Source organism: Desulfosalsimonas sp. (genome assembly GCF_046483245.1).
Taxonomy (GTDB): domain Bacteria; phylum Desulfobacterota; class Desulfobacteria; order Desulfobacterales; family Desulfosalsimonadaceae; genus Desulfosalsimonas.
On sequence record NZ_JAWODO010000133.1, the window covers coordinates 1 to 17150 of the forward strand.

13 protein-coding genes are annotated in these 17150 nt (G+C 55.2%); 7 read left to right on the plus strand and 6 right to left on the minus strand.

Features of this window, described 5'->3' with window-relative positions; all coding sequences use genetic code 11:
• Positions 1-227: 227 nt before the first annotated feature.
• Positions 228-1412, minus strand: coding sequence for a xanthine dehydrogenase family protein molybdopterin-binding subunit (locus R6U41_RS11340; RefSeq protein ID WP_410269948.1), 1185 nt, complete (start codon positions 1410-1412; stop codon positions 228-230).
• A 9-nt stretch (positions 1413-1421) separates the two neighbouring features.
• On the minus strand, positions 1422-2045 hold the full coding sequence (locus tag R6U41_RS11345) for a (2Fe-2S)-binding protein (RefSeq protein ID WP_410269949.1): 624 nt from the start codon (positions 2043-2045) through the stop codon (positions 1422-1424).
• Positions 2046-2301: 256 nt separating this feature from the next.
• Between R6U41_RS11345 and ftsH the strand changes: the two genes are divergently transcribed.
• Genes ftsH through R6U41_RS11360 form a run of 3 tightly spaced genes read left to right on the plus strand, consistent with a single transcriptional unit; the run spans position 2302 to position 5991 of the window.
• Positions 2302-4236, plus strand: coding sequence for an ATP-dependent zinc metalloprotease FtsH (gene ftsH / locus R6U41_RS11350; protein WP_410269950.1), 1935 nt, complete (start codon positions 2302-2304; stop codon positions 4234-4236).
• 59 nt (positions 4237-4295) lie between these two features.
• The gene (locus R6U41_RS11355; RefSeq protein ID WP_410269951.1) at positions 4296-4856 is read left to right on the plus strand and encodes a shikimate kinase; all 561 of its coding nucleotides are present in this window, start codon (positions 4296-4298) and stop codon (positions 4854-4856) included.
• Positions 4834-5991 carry an ATP-binding protein gene (locus R6U41_RS11360; RefSeq protein ID WP_410269952.1) on the plus strand — a complete coding sequence of 386 codons (1158 nt, stop codon included), beginning with the start codon at positions 4834-4836 and terminating at the stop codon, positions 5989-5991. Before R6U41_RS11355 ends, R6U41_RS11360 begins: the two co-directional genes overlap by 23 nt.
• A 41-nt stretch (positions 5992-6032) precedes the next feature.
• On the opposite strand, the gene tyrA is transcribed toward R6U41_RS11360, so the two are convergent.
• Positions 6033-7178, minus strand: coding sequence for a bifunctional chorismate mutase/prephenate dehydrogenase (gene tyrA, locus R6U41_RS11365; RefSeq protein WP_410269953.1), 1146 nt, complete (start codon positions 7176-7178; stop codon positions 6033-6035).
• A gap of 352 nt (positions 7179-7530) precedes the next feature.
• On the opposite strand from tyrA, the gene R6U41_RS11370 reads away from it, so the two are divergent.
• On the plus strand, positions 7531-8610 hold the full coding sequence (locus R6U41_RS11370; RefSeq protein WP_410269954.1) for a lysylphosphatidylglycerol synthase transmembrane domain-containing protein: 1080 nt from the start codon (positions 7531-7533) through the stop codon (positions 8608-8610).
• Here the strand turns inward: R6U41_RS11370 and R6U41_RS11375 are convergent.
• Positions 8592-10253 (minus strand): putative bifunctional diguanylate cyclase/phosphodiesterase, encoded by a 1662-nt coding sequence (locus R6U41_RS11375; RefSeq protein WP_410269955.1) that lies wholly within the window; start codon positions 10251-10253, stop codon positions 8592-8594. The genes R6U41_RS11370 and R6U41_RS11375 overlap by 19 nt on opposite strands.
• Before the next feature lie 346 nt (positions 10254-10599).
• Between R6U41_RS11375 and R6U41_RS11380 the strand changes: the two genes are divergently transcribed.
• Genes R6U41_RS11380 through R6U41_RS11390 form a run of 3 tightly spaced genes read left to right on the plus strand, consistent with a single transcriptional unit; the run spans position 10600 to position 13389 of the window.
• Entirely contained in the window at positions 10600-11328 is a 729-nt protein-coding gene (locus R6U41_RS11380; protein ID WP_410269956.1) for a MerR family transcriptional regulator, read from the plus strand.
• Positions 11325-12254, plus strand: a complete 930-nt coding sequence (locus tag R6U41_RS11385; protein ID WP_410269957.1) for an ABC transporter ATP-binding protein — start codon at positions 11325-11327, stop codon at positions 12252-12254. The genes R6U41_RS11380 and R6U41_RS11385 overlap by 4 nt, the downstream gene beginning before the upstream one ends.
• Positions 12247-13389, plus strand: a complete 1143-nt coding sequence (locus R6U41_RS11390; protein ID WP_410269958.1) for an ABC transporter permease — start codon at positions 12247-12249, stop codon at positions 13387-13389. The genes R6U41_RS11385 and R6U41_RS11390 overlap by 8 nt, the downstream gene beginning before the upstream one ends.
• 250 nt (positions 13390-13639) lie before the next feature.
• On the opposite strand, the gene pabB is transcribed toward R6U41_RS11390, so the two are convergent.
• On the minus strand, positions 13640-15910 hold the full coding sequence (pabB, locus tag R6U41_RS11395; RefSeq protein WP_410269959.1) for an aminodeoxychorismate synthase component I: 2271 nt from the start codon (positions 15908-15910) through the stop codon (positions 13640-13642).
• A 155-nt stretch (positions 15911-16065) separates the two neighbouring features.
• Positions 16066-16659: an anthranilate synthase component II gene (locus R6U41_RS11400; protein ID WP_410269960.1), complete on the minus strand. Its 594-nt coding sequence runs from the start codon at positions 16657-16659 to the stop codon at positions 16066-16068.
• Between the last annotated feature and the right edge of the window lie 491 nt (positions 16660-17150).

Consider the following 17150-nt stretch of genomic DNA (forward strand, 5'->3'; position numbering starts at 1 on the left):
GTAATGAGTAATAAGTAATGAGCAATTACAGATTTATTGATTTTTAGGTTTCTCACAGGTTACTTGTTACTAATCACTCATTACTGTTTTTAGCTCTGCTAAAAACTTATTCAGTAAGTTGAGATTCTTTTTCGAATCTGATTTCATCCAAAGGGTACTTCTGTAAGCCCAATAAAGCAGTGGCTGTATCATAGGCATCCTGTTCGATAGCAGTAGATTTAATTTTGTTAAAAGTTTTGCCCGTCGATCATCTGCTCAAGGGCCCAGCTGCCCTGGGGATGGCCGGGGGCCCGAAACGGCCTGGCCGGGCCGGCGTTGATATAAACATCGTTTGAGCGGCAGGAAACATTGTCGCATTGATAAAGATCCCGGACGAGCCAGTCCATTAGGGATGTCCCGCCGGCCGGGTAAGCTCCGCTCGGGGCCGTGCACTGGAAATCAAGGGCAGTAAGGGTCCCGTCGCTTCTCACCCCTGCCTTCAGGTGCATGGTGCTGGCCGGGCGGTTGCCCACGCTCAGATAGGTTTCCTCCCGGGTGAGTATCATCTTGACCGGACGAGCGGCCTGCCGGGCCATCAGGGCGGCCAGCACTGTGTATTTGCCGGGCTGCAGCTTGCTGCCAAATCCGCCGCCCATGTAATGGCCGATCACTCGGACCCTGGAAAAGGGCAGATCGAGGACTTCCGAGATGGTGGACTGCACAGCGTAGACGCCCTGGCTGGATTCCCATATGGTAAGGCGGTCTCCTTCCCAGTTGGCCACGCATCCATGGAGTTCCATGGGGGTGTGGAGCTCGCACTGGGTATGGTAAGTCCTTTCCAGTACCGAATCTGCCCGGGCAAATCCATTTTTTACATCACCGCGTGAATATTCATCCTTGCCCACAAGGTTGCCTGTTTCGTGCACTTTGGGCGCGTTTTCGTCCATGGCCCGGTCATGATCGGCCAGATGCGGTAAAACCTCGTATTCCACATTGATTGCCGCCAATGCATCCGTGGCCTGGTAGGGGGTGTCTGCGGCCACCGCAGCCACGGCCTCGCCCTCAAACCGACAGTGCGAATCCAGAAGTGGGGCCGTAAAATCATCATAGCGCCATTTCAGATTTTTGGTCTCGTCTGAATCGCCGGTAATCAAGGCCCTGACCCCGGGCATTTGACGGGCACGGCCGGCATCGAGTTTTTTGACCCGGGCATTGGGGTGCGGGCACCTGAGTATGGCGCCGTAAATCATGTTGGGCAGCTTGATATCCGACGGGTAGACGGCAGTGCCGCTGAGCCGTTCATACCCGTCAACCCTCGGGGAGGGCTTTCCCACCACTGCAGTCTTTTCCCAGAATTCCGGCTCGGCTCCCGGCTCGGGTGTTTCCGGCACTTCCATGCCCCGGGTGTAATAGATATTGTCATCCTGTGCCATGGGCCCCCCTTATTTGGTTTTCAGGCTTGCAGCCTTTTTTCCGGCCCGGAATATGTTTTTGTACGCCCCGCACCGGCAAAGATTGCCGGAAACCGCGGTGCGGATTTCTTCCAGGCCGGGGTCGGGATTTTTTCGCAGCAGGCCTTCCACGGACATGATCTGCCCGGGGGTGCAGTATCCGCACTGGTAAGCGTCTTCCTCCAGAAAGGCGGTCTGCACGGGGCCGAGCTGCTCGCCGTTCATCAGTCCCTCCACTGTGGTAATTTTGCGCCCCTCGGCTTCCACCGCAAGGGTCATGCACGCGTATCTGGGAATATCGTCGATGAGAACCGTGCAAGCGCCGCATTCGCCCCGGCTGCAGCCTTCCTTGGTGCCGGTCAGGCCCATGACTTCGCGCAGGACATAGAGCAGGTTCCATCGGGGTTCTGCCAGGACTTCCCGCTTGGCGCCGTTGACATGAAGACGGATTTTTACCGTGTTTTCGGCATGAATCATCTTCTCCGGGGGCGCTGGCTTTGGCCGGGCGGCCATGGCCACGCCGACAAAAGATGCGCCCACGGCCCCTGTGCCGATGATCTGCATAAATCCACGCCGTGTGACCCCGCTGCCACACTTTTTTTCATCAGAGCTCATACACACCTCCATGCCGGGCTGTGTTGATGGTCGTTGACTTTTGGTGAAAAAATGAATCAACAGGTTGATTTATAAATCTATATCGCATTTGCTTGTTTTGCAAAATACAGGATATTCCGTATTTGCCCCTGCCCGGGACTGTAGAGAACATATGCATTACTTGCTGTTCGGGGATGAAATTGCTAAATTCAAAACATATCAACGACTGTTTAAGCCGAATTTGGCCGGGGGGTGAAACGGCACATAAGGAGACGCCATGCAGCAGCAGACAGGAAAAGACCAAAACCCGCATCAGCAAAACGGGACCGGCAAGGGCCCGCAGTTTACAAGCCCCTGGTATGCCAGTCAGAACTATACCTATCATCTCTGGATTGTCATGATCGTAATGCTGGCCCTTTTTGGCTGGAGCATCTACATGTCCGGAATGGGGCCGGAAAAGATCAGCTACACCACTTTTGTCAGGCAGCTCGATGAAGACAATGTGGCTCAGGTGACCGTACAGGGCGACGAGATCCGGGGAAGCCTGAAAGAGGCCGCGGAAAAAACTTCCGGCGGCAAGGAGCAAACCTATGAAGAATTTATCACCTACCTGCCCTCATTTGGTGACGAAAATCTTATGGAGACCCTTGACGCCAATGATGTGGAGGTCACGGCCGTGCCTGAGCCGGATACGAACTGGTGGTATCTCATTGTTACACTGCTGCCGTTTGTGATTCTCATCAGTTTGATTTATTCCCAGTACAGGCGTTTTCAGGGGCAGGGCGGCGAAGGCCTTTTTTCCATCGGGCAAAACCGCGCCCGTCTGTACCAGCGCAGTCAGGAGTCCACCAAATTTGACGACGTGGCAGGCGCCCAGGGTGCGAAAACAGAGCTGCACGAGCTGGTTGCGTTTTTAAAGGACCCGGGCAAAATCCGGGAACTGGGCGCGGAAGTACCCAAGGGGGTGATGCTGGTGGGACCGCCGGGAACAGGAAAGACCCTCCTGGCCCGGGCGGTGGCCGGTGAGGCGGACGTGCCCTTTTTTTCCATCACCGGATCGGATTTCATGGAAATGTTTGTGGGTGTGGGCGCCAAGCGGGTGCGCAGCCTGTTTCAGGATGCCAAGAAAAACGCCCCGGCCATTATTTTTATTGATGAGATCGATGCCATCGGCCGCCGGAGGGGCGCCGGCCTGGGCGGGGGCCACGATGAACGCGAGCAGACATTGAATCAGCTGCTCTCCGAGCTTGACGGGTTTGAAGAAAGCCAGAACGTGATCGTCATGACCGCCACAAACCGTCCGGATGTGCTGGATCCGGCACTCATGCGCCCGGGCCGGTTTGACCGCCGGATTATCGTGGATCTGCCCAATACATCGGAGCGGCAGAAGATACTGGAAATATATGTCCGCAACAAGGATCTGGCCGATGACGTGGATCTGGCGGCTTTGGCCCGCAGCACCCCGGGTTTTTCCGGGGCGGATCTGCGCAACCTTTTAAACGAGGCCGCGCTGCTGGCCGCCCGGGATGACAAGCAGGTCATTGAAAACAATGATATTGAACAGGCCAGGGACAAGATTCTCATGGGCCTGGTGCGCCAGGGCCTGGCCCTGACAGAGGAGGAAAAACAGATGGTGGCCTATCACGAGGCCGGCCATGCCGTTGTGGGGGCATCCCTGAAGTACGCCGATCCGGTCCACAAGGTTTCCATCGTGCCCCGGACCCGGGCCATGGGGGCCACGCAGCAGTTTCCGGAAGGGGAGAAATACATTTACCACAAGCAATACCTCACAGATCGGCTTTCAGTGATGATGGGCGGCCGTGCGGCGGAAATGCTGGTATTTGATACCGCCACCAGCGGGGCGGCCAATGACCTGCAGAGCGCCACCCAAATCGCCAGGCGCATGGTTCTGGAATGGGGCATGAGCGGCCGGTTCGAACACATGGCCCTGGGCGCGCAGGGCGGCGAGGTTTTTCTGGGAGAAGAACTTGCCAAGACCCGTGAATACAGCGAGATGACCGCCCAGGAGGTGGACAGGGAGGTCGAGGCGCTGCTCAGTCAATCCTTTGCCCAGGCCCAAAACATCCTGGAAACCAACAGAGATGCCATGGATCAACTGGCCGAAACGCTGATCGAAAACGAGGAAGTTTCCGGCCAGCGCGTTTATGAGCTTTTGGACGGAAACCGCAAAGAAGGGAAAAATTCCCATTGACCCGGCTGCAGAAGCGCAATTGAAAATGCAGGCCTTTAGCATTTATCAGGAAAATGGTATTGGACAAAAAAGCTTCAAATATCGTATTGATTGGCATGCCGGGTTCGGGCAAAAGCACCGTGGGCGTGATTCTGGCCAAAAAAACCGCCCGGGCGTTTGTGGACACGGATGTGCTGATCCAGACGGCGGAAAATCAGACCCTGCAGCAGATCGTGGATCAAAAGGGCCATGCTGAGCTGCGGAAAATCGAGGAAGCGCTTCTGCTGGGCCTGAAGGTAAAAAACCATGTGATTGCCACGGGCGGCAGTGCTGTTTACAGTGATGCGGCCATGGCGCATTTGAAATCAGACGGCATCATCGTGTTTCTGGACGCGGATCTGGCCACCCTGGAGCAAAGGGTGGGGGATTTCAGTGCCCGGGGCATTGCCAAGCGCCCGGACCAGAGCTTTGCCCAGTTGTATGCCCAGCGCCTGTGCCTTTATCAAAAACATGCTGATATTACCGTTTCCTGTGCCGGAATCGCTCAGGAGGCGGTTTGTGATCAAATCACGGCAAAATTGACTGCAATTCATTCAAACCAAAGGAGAAAAACCGGTTATGACGCAAGAGGCCAACATTGACGAAAAATACAAGCAGGTGGGCCATGTCATTTCTTCGGCCGGGGGTACGCCTGTGCCGGTCAATGATACCCTGGTCAAGCTGCTGAAATATTTTCTCGGCGAAGAAGACCTGGATTTTGTCCTGGCTTTCAGTGATCACAAGTCCCAGACCCTTGATCAGCTAAAGCAGACCACAGGGCTTTCCGAATCCGAGGTTGTGGAAAAGGCCAACAAACTGGCCTCCAGGGGGGTTATCTTCAACCAGCCCAACCGCAAGGGGACAATGGTCTATCGGTTGCTGCCCCTGCTCAATGTGGGCACTTTTGAATACATGTTTATGGGCAAAATCGAGCACAATGAGCGCAACCGGAAGATCAGCGCCCTGTTTGACCAATTGTTTGAAGAGCTCGAAGATATCGTGCAGAGCAACTATGACAGCCTCATGCCCCAGCTGATGCAGGCCCCGCCGGTGGACCGCACCGTGCCCATGGCCGAGAACAAATCCACGGGCAAACCCATTAAAATTATGGTGGACGAATCCGTGGAGGAATCGGCTGACCGGATCCTGCCGGCTCAGCAGGTGGATGCGCTGATTGAAAAATTTGATGAAATCGCACTTGGTTACTGCTTCTGCCGGCATCACAAGGATTTGAGCGGCCAGCCCTGCAAGCAGACCGATTTACGGGAGACCTGCTTTACATTCGGCAAATCGGCCCGCTACACCAGCGAACAGGGATTTTCCCGGATGATTTCAAAACAGGAGGCCCGGGAAATACTTAAAAAGTCAGAGGCCGACGGCCTGGTGCACAAGGCCTATCATCCCAATTTTGACATCAGCAAGGATGAGACAAGCGTGTGCAACTGCTGTCGGTGCTGCTGCGGCAACTCGGTGGAAAACATGATCGCCCCGATTTCCAATGCCACCAATTTTCTGGCTGTCATTGACCCGGAGCTGTGCGTGGGATGCGGCACGTGCGTGGATGAGTGTCACACCTATGCCGCTTACCTGGGAGACGACGACAAGGCGCGGAGAAATGAAGAGCTGTGCATCGGATGCGGGGTTTGCGCCGCGTTTTGTCCGGAAAACGCCATTTCCATGGTCAAGGGCCCCACGCGGATCGTGCGCATCGCCCCGAAGAAGAAAAAAGCGTCATAATCAAAGACCCGGAAAAAAGGGGGCGCAGCCCGCCCCCTTTTTTAAAACCGTTCAATGAGCTTGTCGATGAGATAGGAACTTTCCCGGATGGCCTGCTCGCCAAAGGGGCCGAACCACTCGGCAATTTGGTTGAACTCCTGGATAAAGCGTTGTTTGTCGCCTTTTTCCACCATCTCCAGGTTGTCATTGATGTTTTGGATGTAGGCTTTTAAAAGCTCCCGGCGCTGTGGGGAGGCAAAGATGATTTCCGCATACATGGCCGCATCCTGGGCAAACAGGCGGCCCACCATGCCGAGTTCCAGGCGGTAGATGGGGCTGGAAAATTCCAGGGTGCGCGCCACCGGCACCTGCTTGCGCGCCATGAACTGGCCGAAGGCAAATGTGGCAAAATGCCGCAGGGACTGGACCACCGCCATGATCTCATCATGTTCTTCCGGCGAGGACTGCACAATGACCGCCCCCCAGGCGGTGAACTGGTCTATGACCCACTGACAGGCCTCCGGGTTCCGGCCCGGGCAGGCCACGATGATCTGCTTGTCCAGAGACGAGGTGGTGGGGCCGAACAAGGGGTGCAGGCCCATGGCCGGGCCCTTGTGGGCGGCTGTCATGGCCTGGGTGGGTGCCTGTTTGATGCTGGTCAAATCTGTGAGAACGGCATCCGGCGGCAGGTGCGGGGCAAGGGCGTTGATGGTGTCAACGGTTTTTTCAATGGGCACTGACACAACAGCCAGGTCCACATCTTTGCACAATTGTCCCACCCGGTCCCAGTCCTGTCTGCCCATCAGGCGAACCTGATAGCCGGCTGCAGAAAAACAGGCCTCAAAATACCGCCCCATCTCCCCGTAGCCGCCCACAATCAGCACCACTGCCCCAGGGTACAGTCCTTTTTTTCGCATCTGCCCGCTTTGTTCCTTTCTGGAGCGGCGCAGCACGGACCGGAACAATTCCTCCACAAAATCCGGATCCAGGCCTGCTTTTCGGGCCCGGTCCCGGCGCCCGGAAATCAGGTCCTCTTCCCGGGCCGGGTGATAGACGGGCAGGTGGTGCTTTTTTTTGATCTCAACGATCTGCTCCACCTGCTTCTGCCGCCGGGCAAGCAGGGAGATGATTTTTTCATCTGTCTGGTCAATGTTTTGGCGCAGCTGTGAAAGCTGTTTTTCGTAATCCTTGTCCAGGCTGTCGGCCATGATTTGTTCCTTTTGAGAAATTGATGGCACCGTAAAAGTCCAATATCTGCGTTACGCGCGATTTCTCAGAATTTCACGTACAGATAACTACGCTGCATTCTTCGAAATCGCGCAAGCCTTGATCTTGAACTTTTTACGGCGCCATCTGAAAATCGGCTTTTTACGAGCGCGTCAGAAATTCCGGTGTTGGAAAAATGTTTGACGCATGCCATGCAAGGCAAAAAGCATATAAAATTCCCCCCGGATGTCAAGGGCGGGACGTGTTAATTTTTGCATCCGCCACAAAAAAACGTTATGTTTATTGAGTTGATGGGTGTTTATCTTTGGCACAACAGGCCGATTCGGAGCTGTCATGAATCGCAATATGTGGATTTCCCTGGCTGCCGGCGTTTTGCTGTCAATGCTGGGTTTTTATTTTGCATTTAAAAATGTTCCCTTTGAAAGCCTGATCCGGAGCATGGCCGGACTCCGGTACGAGTGGCTGGCAGCCGGAGCGGCCGTGGGTCTGCTTTCCTTTGCGGTGCGGGCCGTCAGATGGCAGCTGATTCTGGGCACCTCCAGGAAACTGTCCTTTGTTGCGATATATCACCCCCTGATGATCGCCTTTATGATCAACACGGTGCTGCCCGGCCGCATCGGGGAACTGGCCCGGCCGGCCATCATCAAAAAGCAAAACAATGTGCCTTTCACCGTGGGCATTACAACGGTGATCGCGGAACGGATGTTTGACATGATCATCCTGGTGGCGTTGTTTGCCTGGGTCATGGCATTTGTTCATATTGATCCAAACCTGGAGATCAGTTTCCGCTCCTGGCAGCTGGATCGGCAGGTGCTGGAAAACATTGCACACAATATAAGCCGGGTGTGTGCCGGTATCACAGTGGCCCTGGCGGTAATCAGCGTGCCCGCGGTTCAGCGCCTTCTAAAAGCGTTTGTGCTGGCGGCCCCGGGTCGTATGTTTTCAAAACGCCCGTCTGCGGCCCGCAAGGTCGAAGAAAAAATCAGCCGCCCCATTGCGGCCATGATTGATCATGTGGGCGCCGGGCTGTCCATGATCCGGCAACCCCTGCATCTGGTGCTCTGCCTTGGTTATTCCCTGGTGATCTGGCTGCTGCAGGCCTTTGCCCTGCATCTGGCCACATTTGCATTCCCGGCCGTGGAACTGGCGTTTTCCCAGACCATTGCCGTGTTTATCATTGTGTGCTTCTTTATTGTCCTGCCGTCTGTTCCTGGATACTGGGGGATCTGGGAAGCGGGCAGCGTTTTTGGTCTTGCGCTTTTCGGGGTGCAAAAGGATGCGGCTGCCGGGTTTTCCCTGGTGTCCCATGCCATGCTGCTGTTTCCGGTGCTCATTGCCGGTTTGATTTCCGCTGTGGCAACCGGGGTGAAACTTTCATCTGTTGGCCGGGCGGATCACGAAAGCGCGGGCTGACCGTAAAACCAGCCCTGGCCGTACTCGCAGTTTAACTGTTTTAATGTCTCCATTTCAGCCTCGGTTTCAATGCCTTCGGCCACCACCTGCATGCCCAGGCGGTGGGCCAGTTCAATGGTGCTGCTGACAATGGCCTGATTGCGGCGGTTGGAATCAATGTGGCGCACAAAGCACTGATCGATTTTCAGGGTGTCAAACGGATACCGGTGCAGGTAGTTCAGGGAACAGTAGCCGGTGCCGAAATCATCCAGGGAGGTGCGAACTTTGATCCGGCGCAGTTCGTCGAGTACTTCCGTGACCTGCTGGCTGTTTTCGATCAGGGCGGTCTCGGTGAGTTCCAGGCTGATGCAGTTGCTGTGAATTCCCGATTTTTGAAGCGCAGACTGGATCACCGAGAGAAAGGCCGGCTCGATGAACTGGTGGGCCGAGACATTGACGCTGATGGTCAGGTGATTGCCCCGGCTGCCGTCTTGCTGCCAGCATGCGGCCTGCCGACAGACTTCATGGATGACCCAGGTGCCAAGCGGGATGATCAGGCCGGTTTCCTCAGCCAGCCGGATGAATTCATCGGGCATGATGATTCCCTTTTCCGGGTGCTGCCAGCGCACCAGGGCTTCATATCCCTTAATTTTGCCGTTTTCAAGGGATACAATCGGCTGATAATGGATGATCAGCTGATTGTTTTCAAGGGCCTGGCGCAGGGCCGGCTCCAGTTCCAGCCGCCGCATGGCTGCCTGGTGAATGGTGTCGTCAAAGATCTTGAATCCCCCCCGGATATCCACCTGGCCGGCGGCCAGGCCCGCATCCCGGAGCATGGTTTCAGCGTTTGAATAAGGAGGGTCGTTGTAGGCCACGCCCACCTGGATGTTGCCCGTAAATTCGCGGCCTTCCAGGTACACAGGACTGGCCAGGGTCTCGGAGATGGCTTTGGCTGCGGCATTGCCCTCTGCGGGTGAGGGCAAATCAAAGAAAATCACCCCGAAGGTCTGCTCCCCTGTTCGGGCAATCACCGCATCATCGGGCAGGATTTGTTTGAGCTGGCCGGCGCGCTCCAGAATATAGCGATCCCCGGTTTTTCTCCCAAGGGTTTCAAAGATGGCCGGGTATTTGCCGATTCGCACCGCCAGTACGGCAAAAAGGGAAGGATGCCGTTGGCTGCGGTGGAGTTGTTCAGTGAGCCGCTGGGTAAAATAGCGCCTGTTGGGCAGGCCGGTGGCTGAATCGTACATGCGCAGATATTCTTTTTCAATATCGCGCAGCCGCTTTTTTTCAAGGCTTGCAGTGATGCGCGCACGCAGCATGACCGGATTAAACGGCTTGATCAGGTAGTCTTCGGCGCCCATTTCAATGCATTCTACAGCGCTGTCCATGTCATCGATGGCCGTGATCATGATCACCGGCACCAGGCGCAGGCCGGTATCGGCCTTCATGGTTTTGAGCACCGCAAGACCATCGATTTCCGGCATCATAATATCGAGCAATACAAGGTCAATACGCTGGCTGCGCAGAATATCGAGTGCCTGCTGTCCGTTTTCGGCCTCATAAATTTTGGTAAAACCCTGTTTTTTGAGCATGCTGACCAGGGCATGGCGCGACGACCGCACATCTTCTGCAACAAGAATTGCTTCTTCGCTTTTTTCCATCAGGGCTTCCGCAAGTGAATTTGGCAAAACGAAAACTATGTTAGGACTACCGTCAAATTTTTATTATTTCTGAAATAAGGCCAAAAAGCAAGCCATTATCCGCAGATTTCAGTGCCGCCGCCCCCCGTGCCTGGTTGCGGTTCAACTATCCCCTGCTTTTTATTTCATAGACCTTTTTATTCCCCCCTTAAATGCCGGCTGCCGGCGGCGGGCTGCCAACGCAGACAACATGTTTGCAAAAAACGTGTAGTATGCTACACGATAGTAAGACAAAATACTCCCATGGCCGTCTTTGTCAATAAAAAAGATAGGGCCGGAAAAATTTGGAAAATCGGAGACACACGGCGTGAAAATCAGTGAACTGGTCAAAAAAACAGGGGTTTCCAAGGAAACCATTCATTATTACATCCGCGAGGGGGTTTTGCCCAAACCAAAGAAAACCGGCAGCAATCAGGCCGACTACGGAGCGGATTTCGTGGAGCAGGTCCGGCTGATCAAGGCCCTTCGGGAAAATTATTTCCTGCCCATACCGGTGATCAAAAAGCTGATGAAAAAGCACAACAAGCAGTCGCCCGCAGACCGGTCGGCCTTCATGTTTCTCTCCGAGTACATCCGGCCCCTGGATCAGCTGGTTTCCGGCGGAGTCACCGGGCGTGCGGCCTTTATCGAGGCCACGGGCATCAGTGAAAAATGGCTTGACAAAATGGAGCAATGGGGGATTATCACAAGCGAAAACCGCAACGGCAAGCCGCATTACTCCCAGGATGACGTGATCATCGGCAGGCTGCTGGTGGACATGGACGGCATTGGCATCGGCCCCAGAGACGGCTTTGATCCGGCAGAACTGCGCAACTTCACCGACTTGTTCAGGGATCTGGTGGCCAGAAACGTCCAGCGGTTCATGGAGCTTGGCTGGCAGCAGATGGCCCGAGGGGAGCTGCGGAAAAAAAGCAGCCAGTCAACCGAAATCATGAGCCTGTTTTTTTATCACATTTACCGGAAAATGGTCAAAGAGCAGTACCGCCGGTATTTTCAGGAAATCGGGGAGCACCGGCAGGATGAAGAAAATCAATGAATATGCTTATTGAAGCCATAGACGTGTATAAATCTTTCAACGGGGTCAAGGCGGTAAACGGCGTGGATCTGCGGATCCGCCCCGGTCAGTTCACCGCCCTGCTGGGGCCTAACGGTGCGGGCAAAACCACCCTGGTGGAGATGATCGAGGGTATCCAGGCTCCCGACCATGGGGAGATCAGGATTCTGGGAAGGCCGTGGAAGGGAAACGAACAATACCTTCGTAGGCGAATCGGGCTTTGCCTCCAGGAAACCCGGTTTATGGACAAGTTAAGCGTATGGGAAACCCTGCGGTTGTTTGCCTCCTTTTTCAGCCTGGGCAAATCCCGGGTAAAAGAGATCCTGGCTTTGTCCGGGCTGGAGGCAAAGCACAGCCAGCGGGTGGTGCATCTGTCAGGCGGCCAGCGCCAGCGGCTGGCCCTGGGCATCGCCCTGCTCAATTCCCCCCAGGTGCTTTTGCTCGACGAGCCCACCACAGGCCTGGACCCCAACGCCCGCCGGGAGATCTGGTCGATTCTGCTGGATTTAAAAAAAAACACCCGCACCTGCCTGGTGCTGACCACCCATTATATGGAAGAGGCTGAAAAGCTCTGCGAGCACATTCAGATCATGGACCAGGGCAGGGTTCTGCGGGAAGGAAGCCTGCAGGATTTGCTGGAAGATACACAGGCGGAAAAAATCATTGAGTTTACCATCGAAAATCCGGATCACGCCGGGCCGGAGCTTTTGGAAAACGCGCCGTTTGCCGTGCAGTGGGATCCGGTTGCCGGCCGGGGCACGGTGGCCATTTCCGATATCGAGCATCAGCTTCCGGTTTTTCTCGATTTTCTCAAAAACCGGGGGCTGCATCTGAAAAACATGGAGTGCCGGAGAAAAACTCTGGATGATCTGTTTACCGAAATGACAGGAAGGCGTCTGCATGACTGAGCCAGTCCTATCCCGGCACCAGATTTGTCATTTGTTTGCCGCCCATGCACGGGAGGTGATCCGTGAGCCTGCGGTGATTTTTTGGGGGATTATTTTCCCTATTCTCATTTCCCTGGGCCTGGGTCTGGCCTTTACCCAGAAAAGTGAAACCGTCTACCGGGTGGGCGTTGTCCGGGACAATGCCGAAGTTGCAAGCAATGGCACAGGCCTGGAAAGTTTTCTGGAAAATAGAGCCGGGAATTTGGATTTGCCGGAAAACCAGAGCCCTGCCTGGCAGATGACCCTGGAAGACACCCTACTGGGCACCACCCGGTTTGAGTTTGTCCGGACTGACTGGCAATCGGCCATGGTGCAGATTAAGCGGGGCAAGCTCAACCTGGTCATGAGTCCGGCGAAAGACAAAGGGATTCAATATCATTTTGACCCCCGCAATCCCGAGGCTGAGCTGGCCTATTTAAAGCTTTCAGCAGCCGCGCAGGGCAGGGCGGAGGCAGGTGGGGGCGCCCACGGCCAAATCTCTCCCCTGACGGTTACCGGCACCCGGTATATTGATTTTCTGGTGCCGGGTCTGATCTGCATGAACGTGATGATGTCGTGCATGTGGGGCATCAGTTACGGAATGATTGACAAGCGCTCAAAAAAGCTGCTGCGCCGGATGGTGGCCACGCCAATGAAAAAATCTCATTTTCTCATCACCCTCATGGCTGTGCGCATCGGGATGAATCTGATCGAGGCGGTTTTGCTGTTTGTCTTTGTCTGTCTGGTCTTTGACATTGCCGTTCAGGGAAGCATTGCCGCCCTGACGGCCCTGTTTTTTGCCGGTAATATCGCATTTTGCGGCATTGCCATTTTTACCTGTTCGCGCACGGCCAACACCGAGGTGGGAAACGGGCTGGTCAATGCGGTGGTTATGCCCATGGCCGTGCTGTCGGGGATTTTTTTCAGCTATCACAATTTTCCGGAGTGGAGCATTGATTTTATTCAGATGCTGCCGTTGACGATTTTTCTTGACGGGCTTCGGGCGGTGTTCAACGAGGGAGCCGGATTTGCTCAAACAGCCATGCCAACGGCTGTGCTGGCCGCCATGGGTGCGGTGTTTTTCGTTCTAGGATTGCGGATTTTCAGGTGGCACTAGGCCGTGTTTTGTCCGCCACGGCACAAGCTAACTAGTGGCTGAACGAAAACCCTGTTCAGCCAAAACCCGAATATCGAAATCCGAAATCCGAAACAAATACGAATATCGAATGTTCAAATGATAAAAACCAACAGCTTAAAACAGGATGTTTCTGTCATTGATGCATTTAGGGTTTTGGTCATTGTTTCGGATTTCGAGCTTCGGATTTCGGATTTCCTGAACGAAAACCTGGTTTTCGTTCGGGCACTATTTAGCTGAAATCAGACAATACACTGCTGCGCAGACCCGCGACCCATTCCGGGTCGCAGGCCACGGCTCTCCCGTCAACCGAGCGCACCCCCACCGGGCCCATCAGGGAATTGGTGACCATCACCAGGTCTGCATCAACCAGGGATTGGACCGTGACAGGTTTTCTGCGGATAAAAAAGCCCAGCGCCTGAAGCCGCCGCGTCACAGCCTGCTCCATGACCCCGGTCAGCACATGGGCGGATGACGGACAGATCACGGTTTTTCCGTAAACCGCCAGCAGGTTGGCGGTGTTGGTCTCAGAAACAGATCCGTCTGGATTGCAGATCACGGCTTCATCGGCCCCCTGCCGGCGCGCCCATTTGCCGGCCATGAGATAATACAAGTAATTCATGGTCTTATGGCCCGCCAGGGGGGTCTGCCGGAAACAGGGGTATGTGGCCAGATCCAGGGCCGGCTTTCCCGCCTGCTCCAGCCGGTGCACATACGAAGCGGCTGAAACCATCAGATGGGGCGGACGATCGAGCCGGTTTTCCTCCTGCCGGGCCGCGGCCAGGAGCTTGACAGCGCACACCTGTTTTGTCAGGTTATTGGCCGCCACCACCCGGGAAACGATGGTCTGCCAGCTCTGATCGGGCACAGGGATGTTAAAAAGCGCCTGCCACGTGCGGAAAAACCGCTTCAGGTGCGCTTCTGCCAGATGAATTTGATTGTTTTCCACCCGGATGGTTTCAAAAAATCCGTATCCATACTGCACTCCCGGGTCGGTGACCGGCACCCGGGCATCGGATTCGGCCACGATCATGCCGTTTAACCAGATCCGGGGCCCGCGGTCTTCAACCCTGCCGGGCTCCCCGAACACGCTCATCACGGATCGTCCCTTGTGGAGGGTTTCCTCGTATTCCGAGGCCGGATCCGAGTCAAACACCACGCCCCCGCCCACGGAAAAAAACATCCGGTTGCCGCGAATGACAGCCGTACGGATGGCAATGGAGAGATCCATCTGCCCGTCAAAGCCGATATAGCCGATGGAGCCGGTATAGACATGCCTGCAGGCGGGCTCAAGCTCGTCTATGATTTCCATGGCCCGGATTCTGGGACATCCCGTCACAGACCCGCCGGGAAATGCAGCACGGATCAAGTCCACGCTGTCTTTGTTTTCAGCCAGCCGTCCCCGGATCACGGACACCAGGTGAAATACATTGGGCCAGGCCTCCAGGCGTTTGTGTTCGGCCACCGCCACGGTGCCGGCCGCACACACCCGGCCCAGGTCGTTTCGCATCAGATCCACGATCATGGACAGTTCCGCATCCTCTTTTTCACTGGACTGCAGTTCTTCTGCCAGGGCGCGGTCGGCTGCGGCCGTCTCTGCCCGGGGCCGGGTGCCCTTGATGGGCCGGGTTTCCACCAGAGATCCGGTTTTGCAGACAAAACGCTCCGGGGACGTGGACACGATCCAGTGATCCCCGGCATGGACATAAGCATAAAAAGGGGCCGGGGCATCGGCAAACAGGCGGGCGAACATGGCATAGGGATGACCGGAAAAATCGGTTTCAAAGCGCTGGGAAAAATTCACTTGGTAGATGTCACCGGAAACAATGTAGTCTTTGACCGTCTCCACCGCCTCCATGTAGGTGCGCCGGGTAAACGGTGAGAAAAAACCCGTTGATCCGCCGGAAAAGCCGGTCTCAAGGCATTGGGCCGGGCGGTACAGGTGCGCGAAAAACCAGTCCCGGGCCAGGGCCGCCCCGGTTTGTCCGGTTTTTGACCGCAGCGGAATGCACAGCCGCGTGGTTTGCCGGTGCCGGTCGCAGATCAGAAGCACTGACGGGGCATACAGGCAGATCTCCGGCAGCCCCTGGTCATCTACTGCGGTTCTGGGCAGGTTTTCGATCCGATTTTTCAGGTCATAGGACAGATATCCCAGAAGGCCCGCACACAAGGGCAGATCCGGACAGACCTGACCCACGGCGCAGGTATGGAGAAGCGCGCGCAAAACCTCCAGGGGATCTGCCTTCACACACAGGGTGTCGTCTCTGGTTTCGAGCCGGGCATAAACCCCGTCAAACCGATAAGTCAGCCAGGGCCGGGCTGCCAGGATATGATATCTTGCCGCGTCATGATCCGTGCCGCTTGCCAGCACCACGGTACCGGTAAGATCGGCAAACCGGGCGGCAGTGTCAACAAAGGGCTCCTTGAGATCAATTGTCTCGGTGCAGACCCGGTCAATGCCGCCGGCAAAACCGGAGATCTGCGTTTGCAGGTCGTTTATCATTTGACACACTCGTAAAAAGTCGGTTTTCAGATGGCGCTGTAAAAAGTTCAAGATCAAGGCTTGCGCGATTTCGAAGAATGCAGCGTACTTATCCGTACGTGAAATTCTGAGAAATCGCGCGTAACGCTGATATTGGACTTTTTACAGCGCCATCGTCATTTCCTGTGCTCCCGGAGGTTGAGCGGCCCGTGGGAAAGAAAACTTTCCACAAGGGCAAATCCGTTTTGTGTCATAAAACTTTCCGGATGAAACTGCACACCAAAAAGCCGCCGCCCCTGATCGGCAATGCCCATGATCACGCCGCTGCGGGTCCAGGCGCAGGCCCGCAGGCCACGGCCCCGGCCGTCAATGACCAGGGAGTGATACCGGGTTGCGGTAAACGGGGACTCGATGTTTTCAAACAGGCCCGTGCGGTCATGAAATATGCGGCTGGTCTTTCCATGCACGGGCACGGGGGCTCGGAGGGTCTTTCCCCCGAAAGCCGCGTTGATGCACTGCATGCCCAGACATACGCCCAGTACCGGAATCCGGCCGGCAAAGGACCGGACCGCTTCCACGCTGACGCCGGCCTGCTCCGGAGCCCGGGGGCCCGGGCTGATAAGCAGGTAATCGGGCCTGTGTGCCGGAATCTGCTCAAGGGTGATGCAGTCTGCCCGGAACACGGAAATTTCCAGATCATAGCGCATAAACATCTGCACCAGGTTGTGGGTAAAGGAATCATAATTGTCAATTACCAGCAGTCCGGCCATGATTTGCCCGCCTCCAATAAAAAAACGCCACCCGGATGAGCCTGGGTGGCGTCTGCCTAGAGCATAACTCATATACTAGTGCCTGAACGAAAACCGTCTTTTCCGCCAATCTCTGCTCCGGCTCAAATTTTAATCCTCAAAATACGTCGAGTATTCCTGCGGTTAAAATCTTCGCCGTCCTTGACCTTGACGAAAAATCCTGGTTTTCATTCGGGCACTATCAAGAACATCAATCTTAGACGGTTTTATACAACAAAACCCACGGCGTTTCAACACCAATTGCCCGCAGAAACGGTTCATCTTTCATAGCCTCCTGAGTTTTCAATCAAATTTGTCCTCTTGACAACCCTTTGGATTCTGCATATTGTTTTAACAAATCAAGTTCCGGCAACCTTGGCAAAAAGAGGTTTCCGGTGCCACGGCGTGATCCAAAAAAGCAGAAACCCGATGTGATCTGCCATTTGTGCAAAAAAGACCTGGCAAGGGCGAAC